The sequence below is a fragment of the Mesorhizobium sp. WSM4806 genome, from assembly GCF_055811635.1.
The window spans coordinates 74253-90760 of sequence record NZ_JBVVQZ010000006.1 but is presented as its reverse complement, the minus strand read 5'-3'; the positions used below and the strand labels follow the sequence as shown (position 1 = coordinate 90760).

Genomic DNA, 16508 nt, shown 5'->3' with positions numbered 1-16508 from the left:
CCATCAATCAAAACAGGGGAACTGACATGACCAACACCACCGACAACAAGACAGGAATTTCCCGCCGCTCGCTGCTCAAGACCGGTGCTGCCGCCGTCGGTCTTGCCGCCGGTTCGGGTGCCATCACCGGGTTTCCGACGATCTGGGCGCAGAACCCGATCACCCTGCGCCAGTTCGGCACCGGCGTGTCGAACCTCAACGCCATTGCCGACAAGTGCAAGGCCGACCTCGGCATCACGCTGGAAATGACCGCGACCGATTCCGACGCCGCCGCCCAGCGCGCGGTGACCCAGCCGGACAGCTACGACATCGCCGACATCGAATACTGGATCGCCAAGAAGGTCTATCCGTCCGGCGTGATGCAGCCGATGGATGTCAAGAAGCTGAAATATTATGACAAGATCGTACCGCTGTTCATCACCGGCAAGCTGACGCCCGACAGCGTCATCGCCCAGGGCACCGCGCCCCATACCGTCGGCTTCGTCGAGGCGCAGGACGCCAAGACCTTCGCCAAGCAGCCGACGCAGTGGATGACGATGGTTCCGACCATCTACAATGCCGATACGCTCGGCATCCGCCCCGACCTCGTCGGCCGCGAGATCACCACCTGGGCCGACATCATGGATCCGGCCTTCAAGGGCAAGGCCGCCATCCTCAATATCCCGTCGATCGGCATCATGGATGCGGCGATGATCATGGAAGCCATGGGCAACGTCAAATACGCCGACAAGGGCAACATGACCAAGGAGGAGATCGACAAGACGATCGACTTCCTGATCAAGGCCAAGCAGGACGGCCAGTTCCGTGCCTTCTGGAAATCGTTCGACGAGAGCGTCAATTTGATGGCATCGGGCGAAGTGGTCATCCAGTCGATGTGGTCTCCGGCCGTCGCTGCGGTGCGCTCCAAGGGCATCGCCTGCAAGTACCAGCCGCTCAAGGAAGGCTATCGCTCGTGGGGCGGCGGCCTTGGCCTGGCGGCGCACCTTAAGGGCGCCGAGCTCGACGCCGCTTACGAATACATCAACTGGTACCTGTCCGGCTGGGTCGGCGCCTACCTCAACCGCCAGGGCTATTACTCGGCCGCCATGGACACAGCCAAGCAGTTCATGTCCGAGGACGAATGGGGCTACTGGGTCGACGGCAAGCCGGCCAAGGGCGATATCATGGCGCCGGACGGCAAGATCATGGAGAAGGCAGGCGCGGTGCGTGACGGCGGCTCCTTCGTCGAGCGCATGGGCAAGGTCGCCTGCTGGAACTCGGTCATGGACGAGGACCGCTACATGGTGAGGCGCTGGAACGAATTCATCGCGGCGTAGTGCCTTCTTGCCTTCTCCCCTTGTGGGAGAAGGTGGCCGAGCGAAGCTCGGTCGGATGAGGGGTGTTGGACGGATCGCCAACGCTGAGTTTCTTCCAACACCCCTCATCCGTCTTGCCGCTGCGCGCCAATCCACCTTCTCCCACAAGGGGAGAAGGGACGCAGCTCCGGCCGCCTCGCAGCCTACCGAGATATTGATGACAGCAGTGCTCGAACGTCCTGGAATGATCAAGGCCAAACCGGCCAAACGCCGCCGCGTCTCGGTCGCCCGCTTCGTCCCCTACCTCCAGGCGGCGCCGCTGGCGCTGATCCTTGGCGCATTCCTTTTGCTGCCGATCCTGATGATCGCCGTGGTCTCCTTCTGGGATTACGATTTCGCTGCGATGTATCCGGATTTCCTGACCATCAACTACGCCGACACGCTCGGCTCCTGGGTGACCTGGAAAACCTATCTGAACACGCTGAAATACGCTGGTATCGTCTGGGCACTGACGCTGTTCGTCGGCTTCTGGGTCGCCTATTTCCTAGCCTTCTATGTCAGGACCACCGCCATGCAGATGGTGCTGTTCCTGGTCTGCACGGTGCCGTTCCTGACCTCCAACATCATCCGCATGATCTCGTGGATTCCGGTGCTTGGCCGCAACGGCCTGGTCAACTCGACGCTGGTTGAGATCGGGCTGATCCCGAAGCCGATCGAATGGCTGCTCTATTCCGAATTCGCCGTGGTGCTGGCCATGGTGCATCTCTACACGCTGTTCATGGTGACGCCGATCTTCAACACGCTGATGCGCATCGACAAGTCGCTGCTCGAGGCCGCGCGCGATGCCGGCGCGTCTGGCTGGCAGGTGTTGTGGAACGTTGTCATCCCGCTTGCCAAGCCCGGCATGGCGATCGGCACCATCTTCGTCGTCACGCTGGTGATGGCCGACTTTTCGACGGTGCAGGTGATGTCCGGCGGACAGAGCGCATCCGTCGCGCTGATGATGAAGAACCAGATGTCGCTGCTGCAATATCCGGCAGCGGCCGCCAACGCGGTCGTGCTGCTGGTGCTGGTGCTGCTGATGGTCGCCGGCATCCTGCGCATCGTCGACATCCGCAAGGAACTGTGAGGCGATGAGCCGGGACAAGCGCACCCTTGAATTCTACGTGCTGGCGGCATTCTTCGCCCTTTTCGTGCTGTTTCTCTACGGCCCGCTCTCGGCGATCCTGATCCTGTCCTTCCAGGGCGAGAATGGCGGGCTGACCTTTCCGCTGAACGGCGTTTCGCTGCACTGGTTCGCCAATCTGTTCGAACGCCAGGCGGTCGGTGATTTCGGCGGCAGCTTCAAACGCTCCTTTATTCTTGGCCTGATGGTGATGATCGTCACCGTCGGCGTGTCGCTGCTTGCCGGTCTTGCCTTTCGGCAAAAATTTCGCGGCGCCACCGCATTGTTCTATCTGGCAGTCGCCAGCCTGGTCGTGCCGTCGATCATCATCTCGCTCGGCATCGGCGTCGTCTTCCAGCAGATCGGCTTTCGTCCCGCCTGGTACACCTCTGCTTTTGGTGCCCATCTGACCTGGACCTTGCCTTTCGGCGTGCTGATCATGTTCGCGGTCTTCAACCGGTTTTCGCCGGCCTATGAGGAAGCCGCGCGGGACTTAGGCGCGACCTCCTGGCAGACCTTCGCGCATGTCGTGCTGCCGATGATCGCGCCCAGCCTGATCGGTGTCGGCCTGTTCGGTTTCACCCTGTCCTATGACGAGTTCGCCCGCACCCTGATGACCTCGGGCACGTTCAACACGCTGCCGCTCGAAATCTACGGCATGACGACGAATGTGACGACGCCAGTGCTCTATGCGCTGGGCACCGTGACCACGGTATTTTCCTTCCTGGTGATTTTGGCGACGCTCGGCGCAATCGCCTATGTCGGCGGCCGTCGGCCGCGAGCTTGAGAGAACCGCAGTGCAGATCCTCGTCGTCAATCCGAACACCACCGCCAGCATGACCGAAACCATTGCAGCGGCGGCGCGGCTCGTCGCCGCCGCCGGAACGGACATCGTCGCCGTCACCTCGACGATGGGTCCGGTTTCGATCGAAGGCTACTATGACGAGGCGCTTGCCGTGCCGGGCCTTCTGGTCGAGATCGCCGCCGGCGAGCGCTCGGGCGCGCTGGCTGCGATCGTCGCCTGTTTCGACGACACTGGGCTGGATGCGGCGCGCGCCATGGCCAACATTCCGGTCATCGGCATCTGCGAGGCAGCGCTCAGCGCGGCCTCGTTCATCGCCCAGCGCTTCACCGTCGTCACCACGACCGAGCGCTCGCGCGTGCCGGTCGAAGCGCTGGTGCAGCGCTATGGCATGGCAGGACGGGCACGCGTGCGCGCTGCCGACATTCCGGTTCTTGCGCTCGAAGACCCAACCTCTGATGCGATCCTGAAGCTGCGCGGCGAGATCGCGCGCGCGCTCGACGAGGATCGCGCCGAGGCCATCGTGCTTGGCTGTGCCGGCATGGCCGATCTCGCCGCCGCGCTGCGGCGGGAGTTCGGCGTTCCGATCGTCGACGGCGTCGGCGCCGCGGTCAAGCAGGCCGAGGCACTGATCGCGCTTGGCCTGTCGACGTCCAAGCGTGGCGCCTATGCAAACCCGCTGGCAAAGCCCTATCTTGGCGCATTGAAGTCCTTCGCCCCCGGTACCGTAGCCGCCGAGTGAGGCAATGCGCCGAACGATCAGAACGCTCGCACTTGAAGACGTAAAAATCCTTGTCGACTGGGCGGCAGCGGAGGGCTGGAATCCCGGTGTTGGCGATGCCGTGGCGTTCCATGCGGCGGATCCAGAGGGCTTCATCGGCGCCTTTGTCGATGGCGAGATGGTGGCCGGTATTTCGGCCGTCGCCTATGGCGACGATTTCGGCTTCATCGGTCTCTACATCTGTCGGCCGGACAGGCGCGGTGAGGGCCATGGCAAGGCGGTCTGGGATGCCGGCATGGCGCGGCTCGGCGACCGTACGGTCGGCCTCGATGGTGTCGTCGAACAGCAGGCCAATTACCGCAGCATGGGTTTTGCGCCGGTCTACCGGACGATCCGCTTCGTCGGCACGCCGAACGCTCCGGCAGCTGCCGACAGCGACATTTGCGTCATAGGCGCGGAACTCATGGCTGACGTTCTGGACTACGACAGCCGGTTCTTTCCCGCTCCGCGGCGATCCTTCCTAAAACACTGGCTGCGCCCGCCGCACATCGCGCTTGCGATCGTCAGGGATGGCGCCATGGCGGGCTACGGCGTCGCGCGCCGCTGCCGGGACGGTTGCAAGATCGGCCCGCTCTTTGCCAATAGCCTGGACGCGGCAAGCCGCCTGTTCGCGGCCCTCGCGCTCATGTCGGGTCCCGAAAACGTCCATCTCGATGTTCCCGAGCCCAGTGGCAGTTTTGCAGGTCTGTTGTCGTCCGCCGGTCTTCAACCAGGTTTCGAGACTGCCCGAATGTACAGGGGGCGCGCGCCGCAGCTCATGCAGTCCGGGGTCTTTGCGATAACGACCCTGGAGCTTGGCTGAGGGCAGGCATCAGATTTTTGTGCGCAGTGCCGGCTGCCCACGCAACGGTATTCAATGTTACCTGCGGCGGGGTCAGCTAGCCTGCCTCATCCAGTCGGTCGTGTAGTCATCTCCGAAAGGGATGAAGGCGCCGCCAAGTTTCCGCATGCGCTAAAACGTTCGCACGCCTCGATGTGCAGCGTTCCAGTCGCGCCAACGCATCAATTTGGGATAGAAGCCGGTCGACGGGAGAAATACTCTTCTGAGAGGCGGGAACAATACCGTCGAAGTGCTGTTAGGTCAGCTCCTCTAACGGAGATAGGCCATGTTCTTGCGCGTCGACAAGCTTCAGATCGAATTACCGGCACCGGCCCAACAGGATGTCAATGCCGCTTCAGCGCTCCAGGAGTTGCTTGGCGGAAAATACGGAGAAATGTCCACACTCGGTAACTACCTCTTCCAAAGCTTCAATTTCCGATCGAAGAGCAAGTTGAGGCCGTTCTACAGCCTGGTTGCGGCCATAACCGCCGAAGAGCTTGGCCATGTCGAATTGGTCAGCAACGGGGTGTCGATGCTTGCGAACGGCCCTGATGAACCCGGCGCTGACACGGTAGGTCCGACAGATATCACCGGCGCGCCGTTCGAAATGATGAAGGACGCGAGGCTGGCTGCCGGATTTTTGTCGCATGGTGGTGGCGCCGTGCCGATCGATTCAAACGGCCTGAGCTGGAACAAGGATTTCGTTACAACGACCGGCAACGTCATTTTCGACCTCCTCCACAATTTCCATCTCGAATGCGGAGCCCGCCTTCACAAACTGCGGGTCTACGAAACCTTGTCGGACCCAACCGGACGGGAGGTCTGCGGATATCTGCTGGTAAGGGGATCGGTGCACGCCCATGCCTATGCCCTCGCGCTCAAACAGATAACGGGTGTCGAAATCGAGAAGATGCTTCCGACGCCCAACATTCCGCTGGCCAACATACCGGAGAGCCAGAAATATCTTGAGGAAGGCTCGCACCGACGCCTTTATACATTCAGCCCCGAAGATTACCGTGAAATAGCCGGCATCTGGGGCAATGGCGAAATGGCCCTCCCGGACGATCCTCCAGGTGAATTGGAGGTGGTCGAGGGAATGCCAGAGGGCGGAAAGATCCAGGAGTTGGTGGGAGAGCCGTCAGCTTTCACACCGGACTACGCGCCTGAGGAAATGTACGAGATTGCTACCAAGCTTTACAAGGCGTCTCGGTAGCGAACCTCGAGCGGTTAGCGAGCTTGTCGAAGCCCGCTAACCTCCCTCATCCAGCCGGTCGCGCGCTCCGGCTAATACAATGGCTTGGCCATGTGCCGGGGTGCCGGCCATTCCGTCGTGATCCCGGGCTGCACCGGCCGCTCGAGATAGGTCGACAGAACCACATAGCTTCGCGTCGAGGTCACGCCGGGCGTTTCGTAAAGACGCGACAGCAGGCCTTCTAGCGCCCTTGTGTCCTCGGTGCGGACCTTGATCAGCATGCATGTGTCGCCGGCCACCGAATGAATCTCCTCGACTTCGGGATGCTCGGAAATCGCCATCAGTTCGGGGGTCTTTCCCCAACCCTTGGTGTCGATGTGGACGAAAGCGAGCAACGGCTTGCCCACCGCCTTGGGATCGATGATTGCCGCGGTGTTGCGGATGGCGCCGCTGCGCCGAAGCCGCTTCACCCGTTCATGCGCGGCCGGCGGCGACAGGCCGACACGATCACCGAGCTCGGCATAGCTGACCGTGGCGTCGTCGACCAGAACGCCTAATATCTTTCGGTCGGTTGCGTCGACATCGCGGGCAGCAGGCCTGTTCTGCAGAATGCCATCTGTTTCTTCATCCATGGTGAAATTCCTTATTGATACAGAATTTAATACGGCGATTATTGCCATATGTCGAACAGTGATCAAGTCGCAACATTCACGGCAAGGCCGCCTATCCCGGCGCTCGCCTATCTCTTGACCGGATGCATCGCGGTGATCGGCTCGAACTCGCTGGTTCTCGGTCCGATAGCGCCGGCGGTGGCCGCATCGTTTGCGACGAGCGTGCCGGCCGTCATGATCGCGTCCGCTGCGTTCGGGCTTGGAACGTCGGCAAGCGCCCTGTTCCTGGCCCGCCATATCGATCGGCTCGGCGCCCGCCCCATGCTGCAAGGGGCGTTGCTGCTGCTGGCGGTCGCGCTTCTCGCCAGCGCCGCCGCGCCGACGGTAACGACGCTGGTTGCAGCCCAGCTTCTCGCCGGCATCGCCGCCGGTATCGCCATGCCGGCAATCTACGCCAGCGCCGCTGCGATCGCGCCGCCTGGCCGCGAAAGTGGAACTATCGGTGTCGTGCTGACCGGATGGACCCTGAGCATGGTCGCCGGCGTCTCATTGTCGGCGGTGCTTGCCGATCTGGTGCATTGGCGCGCCGTTTTCGCAGCGGTTGCGGTGCTTGCGGCGCTCGCGTTGACCGGCCTTACGCTGACGTCGTTGAGCGATGTCAGGAAAAGCGGCCCGGCGCCGACGCCGCTCGGCGCCTTGGCCGTTCCCGGCATAGTGCCGCTCCTGGTCGCCTGCGGCGCCTTCATGACCGCATTCTACGGCGTCTATGGGTATCTTGGCGATCACCTTCACAATGGCTTGGGACGGCCGGTCAGCGCCAACGGCTTGGCGGCGCTCGCTTATGGCGCCGGCTTTGGCATGGCGGCACTGCTTGACGGCGTGATCGATCGGCTTGGCGCGCGACGTGTCATGCCGTTCGCCTATCTCCTCGTCGCGGCCGTCTATGTCGCGCTGGCCGCGGCAGGCAGTAGTTTCCATCTGACCATCGCGATGGTCGCGCTCTGGGGCCTTGCCAATCATTTCGGGCTGAACGTCCTGGTGATGCGCCTCTCGGCGCTCGATCCGGCGCGGCGCGGCACGATCATGGGCCTGAACAGCGCAGTGACCTATCTCGCGGTGTTTGTCGGCACCACCGCCTTCGGACCGCTCTATTCCAGCTTCGGCTTTGCGGCATCGGCAATGGTCGCCGCGCTGCTCATGCTGGTTGCCGCTGCGGCGGCGGCGTGGCATTCGCCGCGGCCCGTGTAGTCGCGGAGCCACGCGGCGGCAGCGCTTGCGCTCCCCGCCTTTCCTTCGATAAATGCAAAATGAAAGTGCCACAAAGCTCTGTATACGGGTATCCGGCTGTGAGCCTGTCTGGACAAGCGATGAACATGACGCTTGAAACCACCGCCGACCCTTCGCCGAAAGAACTCGCTTTTCTCGGGGAGCGGCTCAGCGCGTTCAACGACAGCGAAGTCGGTCCGGCCAACAGGAAGGTGCTCGCCGTGTTCGTGCGCGATGAGCACCGAGCGGTTGTCGGCGGCATCTCGGGATACACCGCCTGGGGCTGGCTCTATGTGCAGTGGCTGTGGGTTGATGAGCGGCTGCGCGGCCAGCGCATGGCCGGCAGGATGCTGGACGCAGCCGAACAGGAGGCCGTCGCACGCGGCTGTCATGGCGCCTTGATCGACACCTTCAATCCCCAGGCGGCCAAGGCCTATGAGCGTCAGGGATATCGGCCGTTCGGCGTGCTTCCCGATTTTCCCGCCGGTCGCAGCCGCGTCTTCCTGCAGAAGAAACTGCTGGCTTGATCAGCCGGCAAGGCGTCCGCCGCGCATCGGCTGCGGCACACCGGTGGTGGTCGGAAAACTGATCGGCAGGCCCCTGAGCACGCGAACCGCCAGGAAGGCAAAGCACTCCGCCTCGACCGCGTCACCCTTCCAGCCGAGCGCCTCCGCCGGCACCGCTTCGACGCCGGCGCGGCTGGCGAGCATGGCCATGATCGTCGGGTTGTGGCGGCCGCCGCCGCTGACCACCAGCCGCTTCGGCCGGTGCGGCAGGAGGTCGAGCGCCTTGCCGACGGCCGCAGCGGTGAAGGCCGTCAGCAGTGCGGCACCATCCTCAGCGTTCATCCCGTCCGCCATGGCTGCGCCGAAATCGAACCGGTCAAGCGACTTTGGATAGGGCTTGGCCAGGTAGGGATGCTGCAGGAGCTTGGCCAGCCGGTCTTCGTCGACGGTGCCGGTCCGCGCCAGCGCGCCGTCGCGATCCATGTCGCCCAGCCCTTTCGCCTTGATGAAATCGTTAAGCGGCGCATTGGCCGGTCCGGTGTCGAAGGCGACGACATTGTCCTTGCCGTCCCACCAGGTGATGTTGGCGACGCCGCCGAGATTGAGCACCGCCGTGTCGCCGCTGATATCGGCATCGCGCAGCAGCGCGGCGTGATAGGCGGCCGACAGCGGCGCCCCCTGCCCGCCGGCGCGCATGTCGGCCGAACGGAAATCATAGGCGACCTTGGTCCCCAGTATGGCATGCATCAAAGCCCCATCGCCGAGCTGGCGGGTCTGGCCGAGCCGGCCGGTTTGCGGGGCGCGATGCAGCACGGTCTGGCCATGGAAGCCGACGACGCCAATATCGGCCATCGTCAGCCCGTAGCTTTCGACCAGATCCCTGACGGCTGCCGACTGGGCGCGCGTCAGCGCTTCTTCGGCTTCGCGAAAGATCGCCGGTTCCGGTCCGGCAAAATTCCACGCCCTGGCCTGATCCAGCGTCTCCTCCAGCAGCGTCCGGATCGATCCGGGGTAGGGCGCCAGTGTGTAGGTGCCGAAATCCGCGATCCGCTCGCCGTCGGTCTTGATCAGCGCAACATCGATATTGCCGTCCAGCACGGTGCCGGTCATCAACCCGACGGCCCAGATTGGTTCGCCACTTTTCGCAATCATCATTTGTTAGGCTCCGTTGGCGCGATCGCCTACCGGTGGGCGAATCTCGATAATCCCGCTGTCGAAATGATGTGTCGGATGGATCCGTTTGGGGAGCAAGGTCTCCCATGCCCCTGCCTTTGTCGAAGTCGATCCATCCTGGATACTGGTATACCGGTATCCAGACAGCTCACGCCGTCTTTTCGCCGATCGCCTTTCGCAAAAACCCGCCCGCATTGTCGAGCGCCTTGCGCGCCTCTTCGATGCCCAGCCCGGTGATTGTCACCAGTATCGCCAGCTTGACGTCTTTGCCGGTCTGGTCGAGCGCCCGTCGTGCCTGCTGCGCTGTGCAGCCGGTGGTCTGCATCACGATCCCGACCGCCCTGGCGACGAGCTTCTTGTTGCTGGGATTGAGGTCGACCATCAGGTTCTGGTAGCTCTTGCCGCTCCGGATCATGCTGGCTGTCGTCAGCATGTTGAGAACCAGCTTTTGCGCGGTTCCCGACTTCAACCGGGTCGAGCCGGCGAGAACCTCGGGGCCGACAAGCGGAGAGATGGCAATGTCGGCAATGCCGGCAATGACTGACCTGGGGTTGCAGGAAAGTGCCACCGTCGTTGCTCCCACCTGCCTTGCATAGGTCAAGCCGCCAATGACGTAGGGTGTGCGGCCGCTGACCGCGATGCCGACCACCACATCGTCGGCGGTCAACTTGATGCCCTGCAGTGCCTTGATGCCTTGTTGCGGATCATCCTCGGCGCCTTCCACAGCCCGCACCAGCGCATTCGGGCCGCCGGCGATCAGGCCGAGCACCATGCCCTCGGGCACGCCAAATGTCGGCGGACACTCCGAGGCGTCGAGAACCCCCAGCCGGCCGCTCGTGCCGGCGCCCATATAGACAAGCCGCGCGCCTTTTTGAAACGCACCAACGATCCGGTCTACCGCGGCAGCAATTTGCGGAATGACCTTCTCGACGGCGGCCGGAACGCCGCTGTCCTCGTCATTGATCATGCGCAGGATATCGATGGTCGGCAGCAGGTCGATATCCATCGTCCTCGGGTTCCGATCCTCGGAAACCAGCCGCTCCAGCTCCGCCATCAACTCCTGTTCGTTCATCCGCCTGCTTTCAAACTTCTTGCCATCGGCAACAAGTAATGTGATGCGGCGCCGGGCGTTGACCAGTACCAGAGACTGGCATCGACAGGCTCGCCAGCCAAACAAATGTTGACAACATCATCTGTTGTTGATCAAAGTTCAGCATGAATTGCGCGGACCGGGGTGAGGCGATGGACGACCTTGGAGCACAGGAACAGGCAGTGCTGGATCTCATTGCGGCGAACCCGTTCGCCGGCCAGCAGGATATAGCGACCGCGCTCGGCATTGCCCGCTCGACCGTCGCGGCCCACATCGTGCAGCTCGTCAACAAGGGCTACATTCTTGGCCGCGGCTATGTCTTGCCGGCGTCCAAGCGCATGATCTGCATCGGCGGCGCCGTCCTCGACCGCAAGTACCACGCCAGGAAGGATCTGATCTTCGGGACGTCGAACCCGGTCGCCGGCTACCGCAGCTTCGGCGGCGTCGCCCGCAACGTCGCCGAGAACCTTGTCCGCCTCGGCGTCGACATAAGCTTCGTTTCGATTGTCGGCGACGACGAGACCGGCCGCTCGCTGGTGCGGCATCTGCGCGACCTCGGCGCCGACGTCAGCCAGGTCATCACCACCACGGAGCGGCCGACGGCGGAATATGCGGCTATCCTCGATCTCAACAACGATCTCGTGCTCGGCATCGCCGACATGGAGATCTTCGATCTGTTTTCGCCCTCCTGCCTCGACCGTTTCTGGCCGCATCTGGCTTCGGCGAATTGGGTGTTCATCGACTGCAACCTGCCGGCCGCGACGATCGCGGCGCTGATGTCACGCAAGCAGGGCGCACGCTTCAAGCTCGCCGTCGACACGGTGTCGTCGCCGAAATCGGCGCGCCTGCCGAAGGACCTGACCGGCATCGACCTTTTATTCACCAACCATGACGAGGCCAATACGATGCTTGGCATCACCGATGCCGACAAGCGGCTGAAGCCGAAAGAGGCAGCGGCGGCGCTGCGCGCGGCCGGCGCCAGCGGGGTGATCGTGACCATGGGCGCGCACGGATTTGCGGTCGCGACCGAAGGCGGCGTGGCAACGATGCGTTCCGTCCCGGCCCGCGCCGTCGACATCACCGGAGCCGGCGACGCAATGATTGCCGGCACCCTGTACAAGGTGCTTTCGGGCGATCCCGTGCTCGACTCGGCGCGCACCGGGGCGTTGCTCGCCACGCTGACCACCGAGAGCGAATCCAGCGTCCATCCCGATCTGTCGCCGCGCTTCCTCACCGCCGGCATGTACCGCATTCCCGCCTGAAAGCCAGACGACCCCTGAAAGCGAAATGACGATGAAACCTTCCCTTCTCCACCTGAACGACGAAGTCGCGGCAGCACTTCGTGAAGGCCGCGCGGTGGTGGCGCTGGAATCGACGATCATCACCCACGGCATGCCCTATCCAGCCAATCTGGAGACTGCCCGCGGCGTCGAGACCGTGGTGCGCGAGAATGGCGCCGTGCCCGCCACCATCGCGGTGGTCGCCGGCAAGATCAAGGTCGGGCTCGACGACCGCGAGCTGGAGCAGCTGGCAGCGGCAAAGGACGTGGTCAAGGCGTCCGGGCGCGACCTCGCCGCCATTATGGTGGGCGGCGGCTCGGCCGGAACCACGGTTTCGGCGACGATGCGGATCGCTGCATTGGCGGGCATCGGTATTTTCGCGACCGGCGGCGTCGGCGGCGTGCATCGCGGCGCCGAAGCCAGTTTCGATATCTCGGCCGACCTGACCGAACTCGGCCAGACCGGCACGACCGTCGTCTGCGCCGGCGTGAAATCGATCCTCGATATTGCAAAAACGCTGGAATATCTGGAGACCCAGCGCGTGCCGGTGATTGCCTACCAGAGCGACGACTTTCCGGCTTTTTATACGCGCTCCAGCGGACTTAAAGCCGATCACCGCCTCGATACGCCGCAGGACATTGCGCAGGCCATGCTGCTGCACGAGCAGATCGGCTCGGGCACAGGCATCCTCGTCGCCAATCCAATTCCGCAACTGGATGCGCTCGATCCAGCCTTCATCGATGGCACGATCGCCGCGGCGGTGGCGGAAGCCGAAAAACGCGGCATCGGTCGCAAGGAACTGACGCCGTTCCTGCTCGCCCGCATCAACGAGCTTTCGCAGGGCCGCAGCCTGAAGGCCAACATCGCGCTGGTCCGCAACAACGCGGCGCTCGCTGCCCGCATTGCCGTGGCGCATGCGGGATTGAAGGACATGAAATAGCGGAACTGCCGGCCACAATCGCTGACCTGTCCAGCCGCTTTCCAGCCGCGACAGGGAGTTCGGCAACCCTCTGGTCTGGAACATGGGGCTCAGTCGTCCGCCCTGGGCGCCTCGGTCTCGGCGCGAACCAGCTTGATGTCGGCTCCCGCCGCCCAGGCGCCGATATCCTCGCGGCGCAATGCCGCCGCCATCATGTCTGGAAACAAATCCGGCGTGCAGGCGAAGACCGGAATGCCAAGTGCGGCAACCGAACCTGCCATTGCCGGATCATAGCCGGGCCGGCCTTGGTCGGTCAGTGCCAGAAGCACGACGACATTGACGCCGGATCGAACCAGCGCCGCCAGCCGCCGCAGCAATTCCTGGCCATTGCCGCCCTCGTAGAGGTCGGTGACCAGCACCAGATGCGACTTGGTTGGCCGCTCGATACGGTCGGCGCAATAGGCGACGGCCTGGTTGATATCGGTGCCGCCGCCGAGCTGCACGCCGAACAGCACTTCGACGGGATCGCTGAGTTCTTCGGTAAGGTCGACGATGGCCGTATCGAAACAGACGAGCTTGGTGCGCACGACCGGCAGCGAGGCCATCACTGCCGCGAAGATCGAGGCGTAGACGACCGAGCTTGCCATCGAGCCGGACTGGTCGACGCAGAGAACGACTTCGTCAAGGTCGACTAGCCGACGCTGCTTGCGCATGAAACCAACCAGCTTCTCCGGCACGATAGTTTTGTGCTCGGGCTGGTAGTGGCGAAGGTTCGCCGAGATGGTGCGCTGCCAGTTGATATCGCGCGCACGCGGACGTTTGGTGCGCTTCGATCGGTCGAGCGCGCCGCGTATCGCCTCGGCGGTCTTCTGCTCCAGCTTCTGCATCAGCTTGGCGACGATGTCGGCGATGATCGTGCGGGCGATGTCCTTGGTCTTGGCCGGCATGACTGAACGCAGTGAAATCAGGTCGGCGACCAGGTTGACGTCCGCCTCGATCGCCTTGAGGAACTCCGGCTCCATCAGCATCTGCTTCAGGTCCAGCCGTTCGAAAGCGTCCTTCTGGACGATCTGAACGACCTGCGCGGGAAAGAAGGAGCGAATGTCCCCCATCCATTGCGCAACGCGCGGTGCCGAGCGGCCAAGCCCGCCACGCCGCTTGCGCGGGTCACTGGCCGCCGCGCTGGCACCATCGCCGTAGAGAGCATCGAGTGCCGCCGAAAGTCGTTTGTCGTCGCTGGAAAGTGCCGCCGACGCCTCGTCATCGGCGCCGATCGCCAGGCGCCAGCGGCGCTCCCCTCCGGCATCGGCCGTGCGTGGGCCGGGCCCGTTCATTTCGCCCTCGTCATCCATTGCCGTTTCCTCCCATGAGCAATTGGTCCAAGCCGTTCCAGGTGTCGGCGCCATGCCTCGCCGCCGTCCGGCGTCGGCGTCAGGCCAGCCGGCAAGCGCGCGGCGCGGCCGAGAATCGCTTCGATCAGCCGCCGGCGCTCCATGCTGTCCAGATTGGAAAAGACGCGGCGCAGCAACGGCAGGTGCGCGATGAAAGCATCTTCGTCGAGAGATTTGAGCCAGGAATCGACCGCGCTGCGGAGACCTTCGTCATAGATCAGCCGTTGACCAGCTGTGCTGAAGAAGCCCTCGAAGAACCCCGCCGCCTCGGCGACTGGCGTGCCCGGCGACAGGCGTCGCCCGAGCAGCTCGGCTGCGGCTTCGGCGGACAGGCGGCCGGCCTCGTAGAGCAGGTGCGCGGCGCATCCGGCCAATAGCGCCGTCGCCCGCGACCCCTCGAGAACGGCAGCCAGCCCGTTGCGCCATCCGTTCAGCACGTCTTCCCCCGGCTCCACCAGCCTGATCGCCTCATCGGCCTTGCGCATCGCTCTTACCAGCGTCGCGGCGGCCTGCTCATCCAGGTCGCGTGCCGCATAGGGAAGTGCGATCGCACCTTCGACGATCAGCCGCTCCATGAGGCCGGAAAGCCGGTTCGTCTCGGTTTTGCGCGCCTCGCCGTAGCGGATGATGTCGGCGAGCGGCGGCACCGAGGCCAGAATCTCCAGGCATTCGCTGCTGCGCGCCGCGCGCGCCTCCAGGGCCGCGAGACCGGCGGTCGATGCTTCCGACAGGCCTGCCGTGATGGCGCCCTGGACCAGTGCCGCAAGCGTATCGAGGGTTGCTGCGGCTTGGATGATCTGTATCAGGCGGCCGTTGGCAGCCTTTTCGATGGTCGGCCCGTAGATCAGGTTCTCCACCAGGCGAACGGCATATTCCGGCTCCCAGGCCAGGGTCCACCGCTCGCGGAACGTGCCACGGCTGCGACCGGCGTCCGTCAACTTGCCCCAATGCACACCAAGCACGTTCAGCCGATGCAGCAATGTCGAACGAAACAGCCCGCTGTCGCTTCGCAGGTCGACGGATAGTTCCCGCTCCAGCGCTTCAGGTTTCAGCCGCGCCGCCTTCTGGTTGCGCTGCAGATCCTCGATCAACGGCGCCAACGGCGTGTCGGGTGGAATTTCGCCGACGTCCGCACCTAGAAGCAGCTCGGCCTCGACCACGGCCCACAGCAACGCTTCGCCGTTGAACAGAGCCGCAATTGCGGCGTCGCGCAATTCCTCAAACCCGGGTTTCGGCCGCTCGCGAATCGCGGCGAGCGTGCGGGCGAGCCGCTCCGCTTCGATCAGCGAAGCGGTCGAGACCAGGTGACCCTTCACCCGCAGCACCGCTGCAATCATTGCAAGCCACAAGGTTGCTGCATCGCGCCGGCCGCGCGTGCGCCAGAGATGCTTGCACCAGCCGGGTGCGACGACGCCCGCGCCATAGCCGTAGCCCAGCGCCAGACGCGGTCCCGTCCACGGCGCCCATGTCATCGTGCTCTTGCGTCTCGCAATCCCCTTAAGCAGGGCTTGATCGTTTTTCTGCATGTGTGTCGCCTGCAGTGCCGGCACATGCCACGCCCCGCAGACGACGGCGATAGGTCCGTCGAATTCCTTGCGCGCCGCAGCGATTTCGAGCCGCATATGCGCTTCGCGCTGGGCCTCGAACTGCGCGATCGAGCCTTCACCATCCCTCAGCGTTATCATCGCGTCGGAGATGGCGGCGAATATGGGGCCTGGTTCCGGATTCTGCTCGATGATGTCCGACCACCAGCTTTCGCCATCCTCATAGCCGGCGGCGCGGGCCAGCGTGCCTATCGGATCACGCCGATGCGGAGCCACATCATCACGCTTGCTTGACTCCTTCGCATCGTCAGCATCGACTTTTTCCGCGCCGTCGACCGCCGCTTCCGAGAAGCGCGCCGACGACGGCAGGTCGATGAAGCGCAACGCCGCCTTGTTGTCCACGGCCCAAAGGACCGCCTGATATTCCGGCGAGAACTCGGCGAATGGCCAGAAGCTTGTCGAAGCCGGATCCTCCTCCGAATAGCAAAGCAGTGCTACCGGCGGCTGCATCTCCGGGCGGGCCAGCAACGGCAGCAGCGCGGAGGCATCGATAGGCCCCTCGATCAGCACGGCGACCGGCTGCAAATCCTGCAATGCCTGCACAAGGCTGTCGGCGGAGCCCGGCCCGTGATGGCGTATGCCGAAATAGGCGACGTCGCTGTGCCCCATGACG

Annotated in this window: 15 protein-coding genes and 1 pseudogene; 10 read left to right on the top strand and 6 right to left on the bottom strand. The window is 63.6% G+C overall.

Translation table 11 applies throughout. The features are described from left to right. Window positions 1–26: 26 nt before the first annotated feature. The 6 genes from AC0L2M_RS11505 to AC0L2M_RS11480 all read left to right on the top strand — a co-directional run bounded on the left by AC0L2M_RS11505 (window position 27) and on the right by AC0L2M_RS11480 (window position 6076). The gene (locus AC0L2M_RS11505; RefSeq protein ID WP_287341357.1) at window positions 27–1316 is read left to right on the top strand and encodes an ABC transporter substrate-binding protein; all 1290 of its coding nucleotides are present in this window, start codon (window positions 27–29) and stop codon (window positions 1314–1316) included. Between the two features lie 223 nt (window positions 1317–1539). After that, window positions 1540–2424 carry an ABC transporter permease gene (locus tag AC0L2M_RS11500; protein WP_473535009.1) on the top strand — a complete coding sequence of 295 codons (885 nt, stop codon included), beginning with the start codon at window positions 1540–1542 and terminating at the stop codon, window positions 2422–2424. Window positions 2425–2428: 4 nt separating this feature from the next. Further along, entirely contained in the window at window positions 2429–3247 is an 819-nt protein-coding gene (locus AC0L2M_RS11495; protein WP_023800164.1) for an ABC transporter permease, read from the top strand. Further along, the gene (locus tag AC0L2M_RS11490) at window positions 3219–4004 is read left to right on the top strand and encodes an aspartate/glutamate racemase family protein (protein WP_473534894.1); all 786 of its coding nucleotides are present in this window, start codon (window positions 3219–3221) and stop codon (window positions 4002–4004) included. The genes AC0L2M_RS11495 and AC0L2M_RS11490 overlap by 29 nt, the downstream gene beginning before the upstream one ends. A gap of 4 nt (window positions 4005–4008) precedes the next feature. Further along, a complete protein-coding gene (locus tag AC0L2M_RS11485) occupies window positions 4009–4845 on the top strand; it encodes a GNAT family N-acetyltransferase (RefSeq protein WP_473534893.1) in 837 nt (278 codons plus the stop codon). A gap of 304 nt (window positions 4846–5149) precedes the next feature. After that, window positions 5150–6076, top strand: a complete 927-nt coding sequence (locus AC0L2M_RS11480) for a manganese catalase family protein (RefSeq protein ID WP_023800167.1) — start codon at window positions 5150–5152, stop codon at window positions 6074–6076. Between the two features lie 71 nt (window positions 6077–6147). Here the strand turns inward: AC0L2M_RS11480 and AC0L2M_RS11475 are convergent, their stop codons facing one another. Next, window positions 6148–6687, bottom strand: coding sequence for an Lrp/AsnC family transcriptional regulator (locus tag AC0L2M_RS11475; RefSeq protein ID WP_023800168.1), 540 nt, complete (start codon window positions 6685–6687; stop codon window positions 6148–6150). 48 nt (window positions 6688–6735) lie between these two features. On the opposite strand from AC0L2M_RS11475, the gene AC0L2M_RS11470 reads away from it, so the two are divergent. Both AC0L2M_RS11470 and AC0L2M_RS11465 read left to right on the top strand, forming a co-directional pair. Beyond that, window positions 6736–7914: an MFS transporter gene (locus AC0L2M_RS11470; protein ID WP_473534892.1), complete on the top strand. Its 1179-nt coding sequence runs from the start codon at window positions 6736–6738 to the stop codon at window positions 7912–7914. 119 nt (window positions 7915–8033) lie between these two features. After that, window positions 8034–8459, top strand: a complete 426-nt coding sequence (locus AC0L2M_RS11465) for a GNAT family N-acetyltransferase (protein ID WP_236370212.1) — start codon at window positions 8034–8036, stop codon at window positions 8457–8459. On the opposite strand, the gene AC0L2M_RS11460 is transcribed toward AC0L2M_RS11465, so the two are convergent. The 3 genes and pseudogenes from AC0L2M_RS11460 to murQ form a co-directional block, all read right to left on the bottom strand. Then, complete coding sequence (locus AC0L2M_RS11460; protein WP_473535008.1) at window positions 8460–9590, bottom strand: anhydro-N-acetylmuramic acid kinase; 1131 nt, start codon at window positions 9588–9590, stop codon at window positions 8460–8462. Window positions 9591–9596: 6 nt separating this feature from the next. Next, window positions 9597–9726: pseudogene (locus AC0L2M_RS11455) on the bottom strand (esterase); the annotation flags it as partial. Window positions 9727–9759: 33 nt separating this feature from the next. After that, window positions 9760–10683 carry an N-acetylmuramic acid 6-phosphate etherase gene (gene murQ / locus AC0L2M_RS11450; protein ID WP_473534891.1) on the bottom strand — a complete coding sequence of 308 codons (924 nt, stop codon included), beginning with the start codon at window positions 10681–10683 and terminating at the stop codon, window positions 9760–9762. Between the two features lie 170 nt (window positions 10684–10853). Between murQ and AC0L2M_RS11445 the strand changes: the two genes are divergently transcribed. Next, entirely contained in the window at window positions 10854–11963 is a 1110-nt protein-coding gene (locus AC0L2M_RS11445) for a carbohydrate kinase (RefSeq protein ID WP_023800173.1), read from the top strand. A 31-nt stretch (window positions 11964–11994) separates the two neighbouring features. Further along, entirely contained in the window at window positions 11995–12921 is a 927-nt protein-coding gene (locus AC0L2M_RS11440; protein WP_473534890.1) for a pseudouridine-5'-phosphate glycosidase, read from the top strand. A gap of 89 nt (window positions 12922–13010) precedes the next feature. Here the strand turns inward: AC0L2M_RS11440 and AC0L2M_RS11435 are convergent, their stop codons facing one another. Then, window positions 13011–14252 carry a VWA domain-containing protein gene (locus AC0L2M_RS11435; protein WP_473534889.1) on the bottom strand — a complete coding sequence of 414 codons (1242 nt, stop codon included), beginning with the start codon at window positions 14250–14252 and terminating at the stop codon, window positions 13011–13013. Beyond that, on the bottom strand, window positions 14231–16504 hold the full coding sequence (locus AC0L2M_RS11430; protein ID WP_473534888.1) for a DUF5682 family protein: 2274 nt from the start codon (window positions 16502–16504) through the stop codon (window positions 14231–14233). Before AC0L2M_RS11430 ends, AC0L2M_RS11435 begins: the two co-directional genes overlap by 22 nt. Window positions 16505–16508: the final 4 nt, after the last annotated feature.